Annotated in this window: 17 protein-coding genes and 1 tRNA gene; 10 read left to right on the top strand and 8 right to left on the bottom strand. The window is 62.9% G+C overall.

Features of this window, described 5'->3' with window-relative positions; translation table 11 throughout:
- The first annotated feature begins 2 nt into the window (after positions 1–2).
- The 10 genes from rplO to AC1D1Y_RS12280 all read left to right on the top strand — a co-directional run bounded on the left by rplO (position 3) and on the right by AC1D1Y_RS12280 (position 5382).
- Positions 3–434, top strand: coding sequence for a 50S ribosomal protein L15 (rplO, locus tag AC1D1Y_RS12325; RefSeq protein ID WP_477682594.1), 432 nt, complete (start codon positions 3–5; stop codon positions 432–434).
- A 19-nt stretch (positions 435–453) separates the two neighbouring features.
- Complete coding sequence (secY, locus tag AC1D1Y_RS12320) at positions 454–1773, top strand: preprotein translocase subunit SecY (protein ID WP_477682593.1); 1320 nt, start codon at positions 454–456, stop codon at positions 1771–1773.
- Between the two features lie 18 nt (positions 1774–1791).
- Positions 1792–2010 carry a translation initiation factor IF-1 gene (infA, locus tag AC1D1Y_RS12315; protein WP_007869286.1) on the top strand — a complete coding sequence of 73 codons (219 nt, stop codon included), beginning with the start codon at positions 1792–1794 and terminating at the stop codon, positions 2008–2010.
- Between the two features lie 30 nt (positions 2011–2040).
- Positions 2041–2154, top strand: coding sequence for a 50S ribosomal protein L36 (rpmJ, locus tag AC1D1Y_RS12310; protein ID WP_028820150.1), 114 nt, complete (start codon positions 2041–2043; stop codon positions 2152–2154).
- 24 nt (positions 2155–2178) lie between these two features.
- A complete protein-coding gene (gene rpsM / locus AC1D1Y_RS12305; protein ID WP_074579313.1) occupies positions 2179–2544 on the top strand; it encodes a 30S ribosomal protein S13 in 366 nt (121 codons plus the stop codon).
- A gap of 13 nt (positions 2545–2557) precedes the next feature.
- Positions 2558–2962, top strand: a complete 405-nt coding sequence (gene rpsK, locus AC1D1Y_RS12300; protein WP_007869288.1) for a 30S ribosomal protein S11 — start codon at positions 2558–2560, stop codon at positions 2960–2962.
- Positions 2963–3096: 134 nt separating this feature from the next.
- Positions 3097–3720: a 30S ribosomal protein S4 gene (gene rpsD, locus AC1D1Y_RS12295; protein WP_348045240.1), complete on the top strand. Its 624-nt coding sequence runs from the start codon at positions 3097–3099 to the stop codon at positions 3718–3720.
- 95 nt (positions 3721–3815) lie between these two features.
- On the top strand, positions 3816–4805 hold the full coding sequence (locus tag AC1D1Y_RS12290; protein ID WP_122954336.1) for a DNA-directed RNA polymerase subunit alpha: 990 nt from the start codon (positions 3816–3818) through the stop codon (positions 4803–4805).
- An 80-nt stretch (positions 4806–4885) separates the two neighbouring features.
- Complete coding sequence (gene rplQ / locus AC1D1Y_RS12285) at positions 4886–5287, top strand: 50S ribosomal protein L17 (protein ID WP_007869297.1); 402 nt, start codon at positions 4886–4888, stop codon at positions 5285–5287.
- Positions 5288–5305: 18 nt separating this feature from the next.
- Positions 5306–5382: transfer RNA gene (locus tag AC1D1Y_RS12280), tRNA-Met, on the top strand.
- Between the two features lie 134 nt (positions 5383–5516).
- Here AC1D1Y_RS12280 and AC1D1Y_RS12275 read toward each other — a convergent pair.
- From AC1D1Y_RS12275 to AC1D1Y_RS12240, 8 genes are all read right to left on the bottom strand, one after another.
- Positions 5517–5912, bottom strand: a complete 396-nt coding sequence (locus tag AC1D1Y_RS12275) for a RidA family protein (protein ID WP_477682592.1) — start codon at positions 5910–5912, stop codon at positions 5517–5519.
- Positions 5909–6334: an acyl-CoA thioesterase gene (locus AC1D1Y_RS12270; protein ID WP_477682591.1), complete on the bottom strand. Its 426-nt coding sequence runs from the start codon at positions 6332–6334 to the stop codon at positions 5909–5911. Before AC1D1Y_RS12270 ends, AC1D1Y_RS12275 begins: the two co-directional genes overlap by 4 nt.
- Entirely contained in the window at positions 6331–7998 is a 1668-nt protein-coding gene (locus AC1D1Y_RS12265) for a benzoate-CoA ligase family protein (protein ID WP_477682590.1), read from the bottom strand. The genes AC1D1Y_RS12270 and AC1D1Y_RS12265 overlap by 4 nt, the downstream gene beginning before the upstream one ends.
- Positions 7995–9176, bottom strand: coding sequence for an acyl-CoA dehydrogenase family protein (locus AC1D1Y_RS12260; protein ID WP_477682589.1), 1182 nt, complete (start codon positions 9174–9176; stop codon positions 7995–7997). Before AC1D1Y_RS12260 ends, AC1D1Y_RS12265 begins: the two co-directional genes overlap by 4 nt.
- Before the next feature lie 2 nt (positions 9177–9178).
- The gene (locus tag AC1D1Y_RS12255; RefSeq protein ID WP_477682588.1) at positions 9179–10033 is read right to left on the bottom strand and encodes an enoyl-CoA hydratase family protein; all 855 of its coding nucleotides are present in this window, start codon (positions 10031–10033) and stop codon (positions 9179–9181) included.
- Positions 10030–10515, bottom strand: a complete 486-nt coding sequence (locus AC1D1Y_RS12250) for a MarR family winged helix-turn-helix transcriptional regulator (RefSeq protein ID WP_436156926.1) — start codon at positions 10513–10515, stop codon at positions 10030–10032. Before AC1D1Y_RS12250 ends, AC1D1Y_RS12255 begins: the two co-directional genes overlap by 4 nt.
- Before the next feature lie 49 nt (positions 10516–10564).
- Positions 10565–12913: a bifunctional salicylyl-CoA 5-hydroxylase/oxidoreductase gene (locus AC1D1Y_RS12245; protein ID WP_477682587.1), complete on the bottom strand. Its 2349-nt coding sequence runs from the start codon at positions 12911–12913 to the stop codon at positions 10565–10567.
- A 136-nt stretch (positions 12914–13049) separates the two neighbouring features.
- Entirely contained in the window at positions 13050–13796 is a 747-nt protein-coding gene (locus AC1D1Y_RS12240; RefSeq protein ID WP_477682586.1) for a 2OG-Fe dioxygenase family protein, read from the bottom strand.
- Between the last annotated feature and the right edge of the window lie 221 nt (positions 13797–14017).

Here is a 14017-nt window from a genome sequence, read left to right as displayed (position 1 = left end):
TCATGGAATTGAACGGAATCAAGCCTGGCCAAGGCGCCAAACATGCCAAGCGCCGTGTCGGTCGCGGCATCGGCTCCGGCCTGGGCAAAACGTCGGGCCGCGGCCACAAGGGCCAGAAGTCCCGCGCGGGCGGCTACCACAAGGTGGGCTTTGAAGGCGGTCAAATGCCTATGCAGCGCCGCTTGCCAAAGCGTGGCTTCAAGTCGCATCTGCTGAAGTTCAACGCCGAAGTCACTCTCGGTGCGCTGGAACAACTCGGCCTGGCCGAAGTGGACCTGCTGGCACTGAAGACGGCCGGCCTGGTGGGCCAGCTCGCCAAGAACGTCAAGGTCATCAAGACCGGTGAACTGACCAAGGCTGTCAAGCTGAACGGCATTTCCGCCACGGCGGCTGCCAAGGCCGTGATCGAAGCCGCCGGCGGCTTCGTCGCTTAATACCTGACTGGATACATCAGTGGCAACCAACTCGGCTCAAATTGCGAAAACCGGCAAGTACGGTGATCTGCGCAACAGGCTTGTGTTTTTGCTGCTGGCCCTGGTGGTGTACCGCATCGGCGCGCACATCCCGGTGCCGGGGATTGACCCTGGCCAGCTGAAAGAGCTTTTCAAGGGCCAGCAAGGCGGCATATTGAACCTGTTCAATATGTTCTCGGGTGGTGCCCTGTCGCGGTTCACGGTGTTTGCCTTGGGCATCATGCCGTACATCTCGGCCTCGATCATCATGCAACTGATGACTTACGTCGTTCCGACGTTCGAGCAGATGAAAAAAGAGGGTGAAAGCGGCCGCCGCAAGATCACCCAGTACACGCGCTACGGCACGCTGGCTTTGGCATTGTTCCAGTCCATGGGTATTGCCGTGGCACTGGAAAGCTCTCCGGGCCTGGTCCTGGTGCCTGGTTTCGGCTTCCGTATGACGGCGGTTTTCAGCCTGACGGCCGGCACTATGTTTTTGATGTGGYTGGGYGAGCARATGACCGAGCGTGGTTTGGGCAACGGCATCTCGATCCTGATTTTTGCGGGTATCGCGGCCGGCCTGCCGAATGCGATGGGCGGCTTGCTGGAGCTGGTGCGAACCGGCGCCATGAGCATCGTGATCGCCATCCTGATCGTCGCCGTGGTTGTGCTGGTAACGTATTTTGTGGTGTTCGTGGAGCGGGGCCAGCGCAAGATCCTTGTGAACTATGCGCGGCGCCAGGTGGGCAACAAGGTCTACGGCGGACAGTCGTCGCACTTGCCGCTGAAGCTGAACATGGCGGGCGTGATCCCTCCGATCTTCGCTTCGTCGATCATCTTGCTGCCGGCGACGGTGGTGGGCTGGTTCAGCGCCGGTGACAGCATGCGCTGGTTGAAAGACATCGCCAGCACGCTGACGCCCGGCCAACCGATCTACGTGATGCTGTATGCCAGCGCGATTGTGTTTTTCTGCTTCTTCTACACGGCCCTGGTGTTCAACAGCCGTGAAACGGCGGACAACCTGAAGAAGAGCGGCGCTTTCATTCCCGGCATCCGGCCAGGGGACCAGACGGCTCGCTACATTGACAAAATCCTGGTGCGCTTGACGCTGGCAGGTGCGGTTTACATCACGTTCGTGTGTTTGCTGCCGGAGTTTCTGATTTTGAAATACAACGTGCCTTTCTATTTCGGCGGCACGTCGTTGATGATTATTGTCGTGGTGACCATGGATTTCATGGCCCAGGTGCAGAACTACATGATGTCGCAACAGTATGAGTCGTTGCTTAAAAAGGCGAACTTCAAGACGTCACTGGGCGGTTAACTGGATATTTGATGGGATATGTCTAAAGACGATGTGATCCAGATGCAAGGCGAGGTTGTAGAAAACCTCCCCAATGCGACTTTCAGGGTGAAGCTGGAAAATGGACATGTTGTACTGGGGCACATCTCGGGAAAAATGCGTATGCACTACATCCGCATCCTCCCCGGTGACAAGGTAACGGTTGAATTGACGCCTTACGATTTATCGCGCGCACGCATTGTTTTCCGTGCCAAGTAAGCACAGAGTGAAAGTTTAGGAGTAATAGAAATGAGAGTTTCAGCTTCGGTCAAGAAGATTTGCCGCAATTGCAAGGTTATCCGTCGCAAGGGCGTTGTCCGTGTGATCTGCACGGACCCACGCCACAAACAGCGTCAAGGCTGATTTCAAGAGTTTTAGAGGACGAACATGGCTCGTATCGCTGGTATCAATATTCCGCCGCAGCAGCACGCCGAAATCGGCTTGACTGCTATCTTTGGCATCGGTCGCACGCGCGCTCGCAAAATTTGCGAAGCATGCGACATCGCCTACGCCAAAAAGGTCAAAGACCTGACCGATGGCGACCTGGAAAAAATCCGTGAGCAGATCGCCCTGTTCACCATCGAAGGTGACTTGCGTCGTGAAACCACGATGAACATCAAGCGCCTGATGGACATCGGCTGCTACCGCGGCTTCCGCCACCGTCGTGGCCTGCCCATGCGCGGCCAGCGCACCCGGACCAATGCCCGCACCCGCAAGGGTCCGCGCAAGGCCGCCGCAGCTTTGAAGAAATAATTGAGAGGTCGTCATGGCAAAATCACCAAGCAATAACGCCGCACAGCGCGTTCGCAAGAAAGTTCGCAAGAACGTGGCCGATGGCATCGCCCACGTGCACGCTTCTTTCAACAACACGATCATCACCATCACGGATCGCCAGGGCAATGCTTTGTCCTGGGCTTCCTCCGGTGGCCAGGGCTTCAAGGGTTCGCGCAAATCCACCCCTTTCGCAGCGCAGGTCGCTTCGGAAGTGGCAGGCCGCGCCGCCATTGAACAGGGCATCAAGAACCTTGACGTTGAAATCAAGGGTCCTGGTCCCGGCCGCGAATCGTCTGTCCGCGCTTTGGGCGCACTCGGCATCCGGATCAATTCGATCGCCGACGTGACCCCGGTTCCGCACAACGGTTGCCGCCCGCAAAAACGCCGCCGCATTTAATCCCCCGTGCCTGGCTGTCCGACGGGTTGTTTCCAGTCCGTCAGATACCAGGCATTTTTACCAAGCCCACCGCCGGCAGGTCACGACCTCCGGCTCCTGCATGTAAATGCAGCAGATGACAAAAGGACACTCAAGTGGCACGTTACCTAGGCCCCAAGGCCAAACTATCCCGCCGTGAAGGCACCGACCTGTTCCTGAAGAGCGCACGCCGCGCCATCAGCGACAAGGCCAAATTCGACTCCAAGCCAGGCCAGCACGGCCGTACCTCCGGTACCCGCACCTCCGACTTCGGCCTGCAACTGCGCGAGAAGCAAAAAGTCAAGCGCATGTACGGCGTGCTCGAGAAGCAGTTCCGCCGCTACTTCGAAGAAGCCGATCGCCGCAAGGGCAACACCGGCGCCAACCTATTGTTCATCCTGGAATGCCGCCTGGACAACGTGGTCTACCGCATGGGCTTCGGCTCGACCCGCGCTGAAGCACGCCAGCTGGTGTCGCACAAGGCCATCACGGTCAACGGCGGTTCGGTCAACATTCCTTCGTACATGGTCAAGGCCGGCGACATCATCGCCGTGCGCGACAAGTCGAAGAAGCAGACCCGCATCACCGAAGCCCTCGAGCTCGCAAAACAGGTCGGCTTGCCCGCCTGGGTCGATGTGAACGCCGACAAGGGCGAAGGCACCTTCAAGAAGGTTCCTGACCGCGACGAGTTTGCCGCCGACGTCAACGAATCGTTGATCGTCGAGTTGTACTCACGCTAATTTTTCGTTCCTGCGATACGGGGCACCGTATCGCCAGGGTGTGCTTCGCCGGCCTTATCGGTGTAACGAACCGAGGGTATTGAGAGGAAGACTGCATGCAGACCAATTTGTTGAAACCAAAAACCATCAATGTCGAGCAGCTTGGCGCCAACCGCGCCAAGGTGACTCTGGAGCCGTTCGAGCGTGGCTACGGCCATACGCTGGGCAACGCGCTGCGCCGCGTACTGTTGTCTTCCATGGTCGGCCACGCCGCCACTGAAGTCACCATCGCGGGTGTCCTGCACGAGTACTCGTCCATCGACGGTGTGCAGGAAGACGTCGTCAACATCCTGTTGAACCTCAAGGGTGTGGTGTTCAAGCTCCACAACCGCGACGAAGTCACGCTGAGCCTGCGCAAGGACGGCGAAGGCCCCGTGACCGCCGCCGACATCCAGACGCCGCACGACGTGGAAATCATCAACCCTGAGCACGTGATCGTGAACCTGTCGCACGGCGGCAAGATCGACATGCAGATCAAGGTTGAAAACGGCCGCGGCTATGTGCCGGGCAACCAGCGCCGCTACGGCGACGAGTCGCCGAAGTCCATCGGCCGTATCGTGCTGGACGCGTCGTTCTCGCCCGTCAAGCGCGTGAGCTACATCGTGGAAAGCGCCCGCGTCGAGCAGCGCACCGACCTCGACAAGCTCGTGCTGGAAATCGAGACCAACGGCGCCGTGACGGCTGAAGATGCTGTCCGTGCCTCGGCCAAGATCCTGGTTGAGCAGCTGGCGGTGTTCGCGCAGCTCGAAGGCAACGAACTGGCCGCGTTTGACGCACCCGTTCAGCGCAGCTCGCAGCAGTTCGACCCCATCCTGCTGCGTCCTGTCGACGAGCTCGAACTCACCGTGCGCTCGGCGAACTGCCTCAAGGCGGAAAACATTTACTACATTGGCGATCTGATCCAGCGCACTGAGAACGAGCTGCTCAAGACCCCCAATCTGGGACGTAAATCGCTCAACGAGATCAAGGAAGTGCTGGCCTCCCGCGGCCTGACGCTCGGAATGCGCCTGGAAAGCTGGCCCCCCGCCGGCCTCGATAAGCGATAATTGAAACAAGATCCCTGAACGGGGTCTCGCACGGGCAGTACCTGATACGGCTGCCTGGATTTTAAAAAAGGAAACACATCATGCGCCACGGACACGGACTACGTAAACTCAACCGCACCAGCGAGCACCGCCTCGCCATGCTGCGCAACATGATGAACTCGCTGCTGCAGCACGAAGTCATCAAGACCACCCTGCCAAAGGCCAAGGAATTGCGCCGTGTGGTGGAACCCATGATCACCCTGGGCAAAGAACCCACGCTGGCCAACAAGCGCCTGGCATTCGACCGCCTGCGCGACCGCGACATGGTCGTCAAGCTGTTCGCTGAAATCGGCCCGCGCTACAAAGCTCGTCCAGGCGGCTACACCCGCATCCTGAAGATGGGTTTCCGCGTTGGCGACAATGCACCCATGGCTTTGGTCGAACTGGTGGACCGTCCTGAAGTGTCGGAAGACACTACCGCTGACGCGGCCAAGGCAGAGTAAGCTACAATACAGATATACCGCGCGGTGGAGCAGCCTGGTAGCTCGTTGGGCTCATAACCCAAAGGTCGTAAGTTCAAATCTTGCCCGCGCAACCAACACGTGAGTCTCCGGACTCACAGCAAAACGCCTGCATCAGCAGGCGTTTTGCTTTCCGGCCCGCATTCATGCGTGCCGTGATTCATGGTCCCCGAACGGCGATGCCGGCATCGCCACTCGAAAGACCGAACACTCAGTCCGGCACCACCGCCGTCACTTCAATCTCCACCTGCGCACGGTCTTCCACCAGGCCCGCCACTTCGACGCAGGTCATGGCCGGGAAATTCTTGCCCATGACCTCGCGGTAGGCTCCGCCCAGCTCCTTGAGCCTGGCGACATACTCCACCTTGTCGACGACGTACCAGGTCATGCGCACCATGTGTTCGGGCCCGGCGCCGCCGGCCTGGAGCACCGCCAGGATGTTCTGCAGCGCCTGCTTCGTCTGTGCGATGAAATCGTCGCTCTCGAACTCCTGCTTCGCATTCCAGCCGATCTGGCCGCCCACGAACAGCAGCGCGCCGCGCGCCAGCATGCCGTTGGCGTAGCCCTTGGGTTCGGCCCAGCCGGGGGGTTGTAGTTTCTTGATCATGCGTCTCCAGGGGATGTTTGTTGCAGATAAGGCAGCAGCGCGCTGCGCAGCGCTTCGGGAATGCGCACAGGCTTGCCGTGGGGAACTTCGGAATAGACGACCACGCCATGCGCCCTGAGCCTGATGTCGCCGGCCTCACCGTGGACTTCGTACTGCATGCCCAGGCTCGAGTTACCGATGCGCGTCAATTCCAGCGTGATCGTGAGCACATCGCCGTTGCGGCACATGCCCAGGAACTCGGTCTTCAGATCCACGATGGGCACGCCGGTGCCGCCGGCGATCAGCTTGTGCTCCGGAAAACCGATGTGCGCCAGAAAGTCTTCCTGCACCTCATGCAGCAGGTAAAAGAACTGCGGGTAAAAGACGATGCCGGCCGGGTCGCAGTGGTGGAAGCGGACGAGCTTGGGAGCGCTGAACTTCATGGCTGGCGCAGCTTGAAGCGTTGCAGCTTGCCGGTCTCGGTGCGCGGCAGCTTGTCCACAAATTCGACCTGGCGCGGGTACTTGAAAGGCGCCAGCGTCGCCTTGACGTGGTCTTGCAAAGCCTTGGCCAGTGTGTCGCCGGCGGCCTCGCCGGGCTTGAGCACGATGAAGGCCTTCACCACCATGCCGCGGTCTTCATCGGGCAGGCCGACCACGCCGCACTCGGCCACGGCCGGGTGCTTGAGCAGCGCGTCTTCCACCTCCGGCCCGGCCACGTTGTAGCCGGCCGTGATGATCATGTCGTCGGCGCGCGCCTGGTAGAAGAAATAGCCATCGGCGTCCTGCATGAAGGCATCGCCCGGGTAGTTCCAGCCGTTCTTCACATAGTTGCCCTGGCGCGCGTCGTCCAGGTAGCGGCAGCCGGTCGGCCCCACGACGGCCAGCTTGCCGATGGTGCCGCGCGGCACTTCCGCGCCCGTCTCGTCTACCACCTTGGCGGTATAGCCGGGCACCACCTTGCCGATGGCGCCGCGGCGCACCTCGGCGCCGGCAGCTGAGATGAAGATGTGGAACATCTCGGTCGCGCCTATGCCGTCAACCATCTCGATGCCGGTGGCGTCCTTCCACAGCTGGCGCGTGGCGTCCGGCAGGCTCTCGCCGGCGCTCACGCACAGCCGCAGGCCGGGCACGCCGTGCTGTTTGGCAAAGGGGGCCATCTGCCGGTAAAACGTGGGCGCGGTGTAGCAGACCGTCGCGCCGACCTGGTTGATGAGCTTGACCATGGCTTCCGGCGTGTAGCCAATCGAAGGGTAATACACGGAGGCGCCCGCCCACATCGGAAAAATCAGCATGCCGCCCAGGCCGAAGGTAAAGGCCAGCGGCGGCGAGCCCACCACGATGTCGTCAGGCTTCGCCTTGAGCACATGGCGCGGCCAGGCTTCGCAGGCAGCCAGCACGTCGCGGTGCGTGTGCACGGCGGCCTTGGGCTTGCCGGTGGTGCCCGAGGTGAAGGCCATCAGCGCGATATCGTCGGCCGCCACCGGGCAGGGCGTGAACTTCCCGTCTTTCTGCGCCGACAGCACGGCCAGCGATCCCGGCGCGTCCATCACATTGAAGGGGACAATGGTGGGCAGCGTGGCGCCCGGCGCCTGCGCCGCCTGCAGTTCCTCCAGCAGGCCGGCATCGCACAAGGCCAGCGCGGGCCGGGCTTTTTCGATGATCTCGCCAAGCTCCTTGGCGCGCAGCAGCGGCATGGTCGCCACCGCGACCAGCCCGGCCTGGACCACGCCCAACCAGGCCAGCGCCATGCCTATCGAATTGCCGCCGCGCAGCAGCACCCGGTTGCCGGGCTTGAGGCCGAAGTCTTCGGTCAGCACCTGCGCAATCCGGTTCACACGCTCCAGCGCGTCGGTGTAGGTCAGCGTGATCTTGTCCGAGCGCAGCAGCGGCTTGTCCGCGCGCCCCTCGCGAAAGGCCTTGTCGAACAGGTGTTGCACGAGGTTGGCCCGCGCCGGGACGCGCAGCTCGGGCAGTGCATACACCATGCGCGGCAGCTGTTCAGGCGGCGGCAGGCGGTCGTGCACAAAGCGGTCCGCCTGCGCGGAGGGCGCCGCGGGCATCGTTTCAGCGGAAGGAAGCTCGGGGTCGAAGACAGAGGTGCTCATGATTGCAGTACGGCCTTTCCAATGATGAGTTGCTGCACTTCGGTCGCGCCTTCGTAAATGCGCAGCGAGCGGATGTCGCGGTACAGGCTTTCCACTTTGGTGCCCACCTTGACGCCCAGGCCGCCGTGCATCTGCAGCGCCATGTCGATGACTTTTTGCGCGTTCTCGGTGGCCGTCATCTTGGCCATGGCCGGCTCGGCGGTGATGCGCGCACCGCTGCCCAGGCGCTCGCTCTCGTCGCGCATCCAGGCGGCGCGGTAGGTCAGCAGCGCGGCCGCGTCGACCAGCGCCGCCATTTCGCCGAGTTTGGCCTGCGTGAGCTGGAAGTCCGCCAGGGTCTGGCCGAACATCTTGCGTTCTTTGGAGAAGCGCACCGCCTCGGCCAGTGCGCGGCGCGCCATGCCCAGCGCGGCGGCCGCCACGGAGGCGCGGAAGATGTCCAGCGTCTGCATGGCCAGCTTGAAGCCGCCGTGCAGCGCGCCCAGCTGCGCATCCTTCTGCAACTTGCAGTGTGCGAACTTCAGCGTGGCCAGCGGGTGCGGCGCCATCACGGCGATGTGCTCGCTGCTGTCCAGGCCCGTGCTGTCGGCGTCGACGATAAAGGCCGTGATGCCGCGCGTGCCGGCCTGCGGGTCGGTCTTGGCGAAGGTCACGTAAAAATCCGCGATGCCGCCGTTGCTGATCCAGGTCTTGCTGCCGTTCAGCGCCCAGCCTTCGCCGGTTTCCGTGGCCGCGGTCGCCATGGCGCCGGCGTCAGATCCCGCATCGGGTTCGCTCAAGGCAAAGGCCGCGATCTTTTTGCCGCTGGCCACCAAGGGCAAATACGCCGCCTGCTGCGACGGCGTGCCCGCCAGCGTGATGGCGCCGCTGCCCAGTCCTTGCATCGCAAAGGCGAAGTCGGCCAAAGGCGAATGAAAGGCCAGCGTCTCGCGCAGGATCACCAGCGCACGTGAATCGAGTTTTTCCAGCGCGCCGCCCAGCGCGCCGTCTTTGCCCGCCGGCACGCAGTAGCGCAGCCAGCCCTCGGCGCCCAGCAGGCTCACCCACTCCTTGCAGGCCTTGCGGTCGTCGCTCTCGTCGATGTGCTGCTGGGGCATCCACCCGGCCAAGCGTGAACCCAGCTCGCGGTGAACCTCGTCAAAAAAAGGCAGCGCCAGGTGGGCGGTCGTCGATTTCATGTTCAATCACCCTGGAACACAGGTTTTTTCTTGGCTGAAAACGCCTTGTAGGCGCGCGTGAAATCCTGCGTCTGCATGCAGATGGCCTGCGCCTGCGCCTCGGCTTCGATCGCCTGGTCCAGCGTCATGGCCCATTCCTGGTGCAGCATGGTCTTGGTCATGCCGTGCGCGAAGGTCGGGCCTTCGGCCAGTTCCTGCGCGAGCTTTTGTGCCTGCGCCAGCACGTCTTGCGGCTCATGCAGCGCATTGAAGAATCCCCATGCCAGGCCTTCCTGCGCGCTCATGGCCCTGCCGGTGAACAGCAGCTCCGAGGCGCGCCCCTGGCCTATCAGGCGCGGCAGCAGCGCGCAGGCGCCCATGTCGGCCCCGGCCAGGCCCACGCGCGTGAACAGGAAAGCCGTCTTGGCCTGGGCCGTGCCCAGGCGCATGTCGGCCGCCAGCGCCATCATGGCGCCCGCGCCGGCGCAGATACCGTCAATCRCCGCAATGATGGGTTGCGGGCACAGGCGCATGGCCTTGATCAGGTCACCCGTCATGCGCGTGAACTCCAGCATTTCCGGCATGGTCATCTTGGTCAGCGGCCCGATGATCTCGTGCACGTCGCCGCCCGAGCAGAAGTTGCCGCCCGCGCCGGTGATCACCACCGTCTTCACGTCGGTCGCACTGTTCAGCGTGCGGAACAGGTCGCGCAGCTCGGCATAGGAATCAAAGGTCAGCGGGTTCTTGCGCTCGGGCCGGTTCAGCGTCAGCGTCGCGACGCCGGCATCGAAGGAGTAGGCGAAATGCTCCGCCTGGTAATGGGCCATCGCGTCGAAATGCGCGCGCATGGGGTTGGCCAGGCCGATGTAGTGTTTCATGTCGTCTCCAGTTTGGTGTCGGCGAGTTGGTTGTGGTGCTGCTTGACCTTGCCCAGCAGCTTGTGCAGTGATTCGACTTCGCGCGGCGACAGGGCCTCGAAAGCCGCGACGATCCAGGCTTCGTGCTCGCTCGCCATCTCGTCGAAGAGCTTGCGCCCGCGCGGCGTCAGGCGCACGCGGTAGGCGCGGCGGTCGCCTTCGACATCCACGCGCTCCACCAGCCCTTCGGCCACCAGCTGGTCGGTGATGCCCGTGACRTTGCCGCCCGTCACCATCATGCGGCGTGACAGCTCGTTCATCTTCAGGCCCTCGGGGCTGCGCTCGAGTTGCGCCATCAGGTCAAAACGCGGCAGCGTGGTGTCGAACTGTTCGCGCAGCTGGGTGCGCACCTGCTTTTCCACCAGCTGCGTGCAGGTCAGCATGCGCAGCCAGAGCCGCAATGCTTCGGGGTGTTCGCTATGGCCTCGTGCTTCCATGTCCATGGGGGTCTCCTGGGTGTTGGCTTTTGCCTGCTATCTCTGTTGTCTATTGCTATTTGCCGGCGGTGGCCTGGCCGCGCTCGGCTTGAGCGGCCTGAACGGCCATCTCTTTCTGTTTGGCGATCTCGCGGTAAAGCTGGTCGCGCCCGCTCAGGTAGGGCTGGGGCCAGTTCACGTGGCGGCTTTGCAGTTTGGCCGCTTCGTGCAGCGTCCAGGCCGGGTCGGCCAGGTGCGGGCGAGCGATCGCGCACAGGTCGGCGCGGCCCGCGGCGATGATGCTGTTGACGTGGTCCACTTCCGAGATCGCGCCCACGGCGATGGTCTGTATGCCCACCTCGTTGCGTATACGGTCGGCAAACGGCGTCTGGTACATGCGGCCGTAGACCGGCTTGGCCGCGCGCGTGGTCTGGCCCGAGGACACGTCAATGAAATCGCAGCCCGCGGCTTTGAACGTGCGCGCAATCGCCACCGCGTCGTCCGCCGTGTTGCCGCCCGGCGCCCAGTCGTGCGCCGAGATCCGCACGCTCATGGGCCGGTGCGCCGGCCACACCTCGCGCATGGCGCTGAACACCTCGAGCGGAAAGCGGCAGCGGTTCTCCAGGCTGCCGCCGTAGTCGTCCGTGCGCTGGTTGGTCAGCGGCGTGATGAAGCTCGACAGCAGGTAGCCGTGCGCGCAATGCAGCTCCAGCCAGTCAAAGCCGGCCTCGGCGGCGTAACGCGTAGCTTGCACAAACTCCGCCTTCACGCGGTCCATGTCGGCACGCGTCATCGCCTGCGGGACCTGGTTGGTCGGGCCATACGCCACAGCGCTTGCCGCCAGCAGCGGCCAGTTGCCGGTCGGCAGCGGCTCGTCGGGCGCTTCCCAGCCGACCTGCGTCGAGCCCTTGGGCCCGCTGTGGCCCAGCTGCAGGCCTATCTTCGCGCCCGCACCGGAGGCATGCACAAAATCCACGATGCGCTTGAAGGCCGTGGCCTGCGTGTCGTTCCACAAACCCGGGCAGCCCGGCGTGATGCGGCCTTCGGGGCAGGGCGAGGTCATTTCCACAAACACCAGCGCCGCGCCGCCCAGCGCCCGCGCACCCAGGTGCACCAGGTGGAAGTCCTGCGGCACGCCGTCCACCGCGCTGTAGGTGGCCATGGGCGACACGACAATGCGGTTTTTTAAGTTGAGTTCGCGCACCTTCAGCGGCAGCAGCATGGGTGGCGGCGCATGGGCAGCATTGCTCTTGGCCAGCCATTGTTCATAGCCTTGCAGCCAGGCCGCATCGCGCACGCGCAGGTTCTCATGGCTGATGCGCTGCGAGCGCGTCAGCAGCGAATAAAAGAACTGTTCGGCCTCCATGCCGCTGTAGCGGTCCACGTTCTCGAACCATTCGGTCGAGTTGCGCGCCGCGTTCTGTATCTTCAGCACCTCAACCGAGCGCAGCGCTTCATAGGCCTGCAGCGCTGCCGTGGCATCGCCGTGCTGGGCAAAGCAGTTGGTCAATTCAATCGCATCTTCCAAGGCCAGCTTGGTCCCACTGCCGATCGAGAAATGCGCGGTATGCGCCGCATCACCCATCAACACAATCGGCACTTGTTTGCCATCGATGGTGGCGTCATGCACCCAGCGCTCGCACACCACGCGAGGAAAACGTATCCAGATCGCCGAGCCGCGCACATGCGTGGCGTTGTTCATCAGCGCGTTGCCGTCCAGGTACTTGGCGAACAGGCGCTCGCAGAAAGCAATGCCGTCCTCCTGGCTCATCTGGTCCAGGCCGTGGGCCTTCCACACCGCTTCCGGCGTCTCCACGATAAAGGTCGAGGTGTTCTCGTCAAACTTGTAGGCGTGCGCGGCGAACCAGCCGTGCTCGGTTTGCTCAAACGCGAAGGTGAAGGCGTCGAAAGTCTTGTGCGTGCCCAGCCAGACAAAACGGCAGGCGCGCAGCTCAACGTCGGGCTTGAAGGTCTCCGCATAGCGGTTGCGGATGCGGCTGTTCAGGCCATCGCTCGCGATCACCACGTCGGCCTTGTACTGCGCCGCGATCGCCTGGTCGTCCTGCACGTCGGTCTCGAACACCAGGTCCACGCCCAGCGCGATGCAGCGCTCCTGCAGGATGTTCAGCAGGCGCTTGCGCCCGATCCCGCAAAAGCCGTGGCCGCCCGAGCGCACGGATCGCCCCTTGAAGAACACCTCCACGTCATCCCAGTGGTTGAAGGCATCGCCGATCAGCTGCGCGCTGACCGGGTCGGCTATGCGCAGGTTGCCCAGGGTCTGGTCCGACAGCACCACGCCCCAGCCAAAGGTGTCGAAAGGCCGGTTGCGCTCCACCACCGTCACCTGGTGGGCCGGGTTCTGCAGCTTCATCAGCAGGGCGAAATACAAACCTGCGGGACCACCGCCCAGGCAAAGAATGTGCATGAAAGCGTACTCTCTGGATTAATCTTGCCTTAATTGTTTAGGTTTAAACTAAATCCGTCAAGCGGGTTTTACCGCAAGGCCTGCAAGACTTTGTGACGGGAAGGCAAGTGGTGGACCGGGAGCCCGGCCCCGGCGCTCAGGGTGCCTGAAAGGCTGCCGCGCGGTAAGTGAGCACTAGCGTGTCTCGGTAGCCTGAATCGGGCTGGTCGTCGGCCGGCAGTATCGGCGTGGTCTCGTGGATCACCCGCGCGTCGTCCAGCAGCAGCGCCGTCAGCGGCTCCCGCATCACAAAACGCACGCCGTGCGGGCCGTTGGCATCGAACACCCGGGTCTCGCCGCCCTTCACGCCGTGGCGCGCCACCATCATCACCACCACAAAGTCCACGCCGTCGCGGTGCGCGCCCTCCGGCGTCGGCCGGCCCACGCCGCCCGCCGTGTCGATGCGGAACTGGTGAGCCTCGATGTGCCAGCGCTCGGCCGGCTGCACCTGGGCAAACAGCTTGCCCAGGCCGGCTATCAGGTCGGTCCACGCCGTGGCGCCCGCCACGGCAGGCTCCACAGGCTCGAACCAGCGCTCAAAGCCGCCGTGCAGCGCGTTGTAATCCGTCGGCTGCCAGTGCGCGCGGTGCGGTGTCTGCACCAGCGTGCCCGCGGCCAGCTCCTGCACAAAACACGAATGCCGGCGCTTGCGGTAATGCCCGCCGTCCTTCAGGTGGGCGTCCGGCGGCAGCCTGTCCCAGGAAGCCGTCAGCGCATTCCAGGCCGGCGCCCAGGCCGCGCCCAGTTCCAGCGTGGCCGTCAGCTCGGCCGGGTTCAGCAGGCTCAGGCCGTCCTGGCTGAGCGCCTGGCGGGCCGACTTGGGGACAGTGGCGATATTGAACATAGGCCGCTATTTTGCTTGAGCCGCGCGGCCCGCCCCGCGCCCGCACCTGCAAAGCCCCACGGCCCCAGGAAGTGAAACCTGCCTACATACACAGGTTCAAAAACTTTCCATAATTTTCCATAATGGCCTGTCTGACCAACTTGAGGAGCTTATACATGATTAACAAATTCAAATCCAAAGACGCCGGCGATGTGAACATCCTCGAAGCCAACGGCCGCAAA

It is taken from the genome of Polaromonas sp. P1_G1 (assembly GCF_056405595.1).
This window is presented reverse-complemented; position numbering and strand designations above follow the sequence as displayed.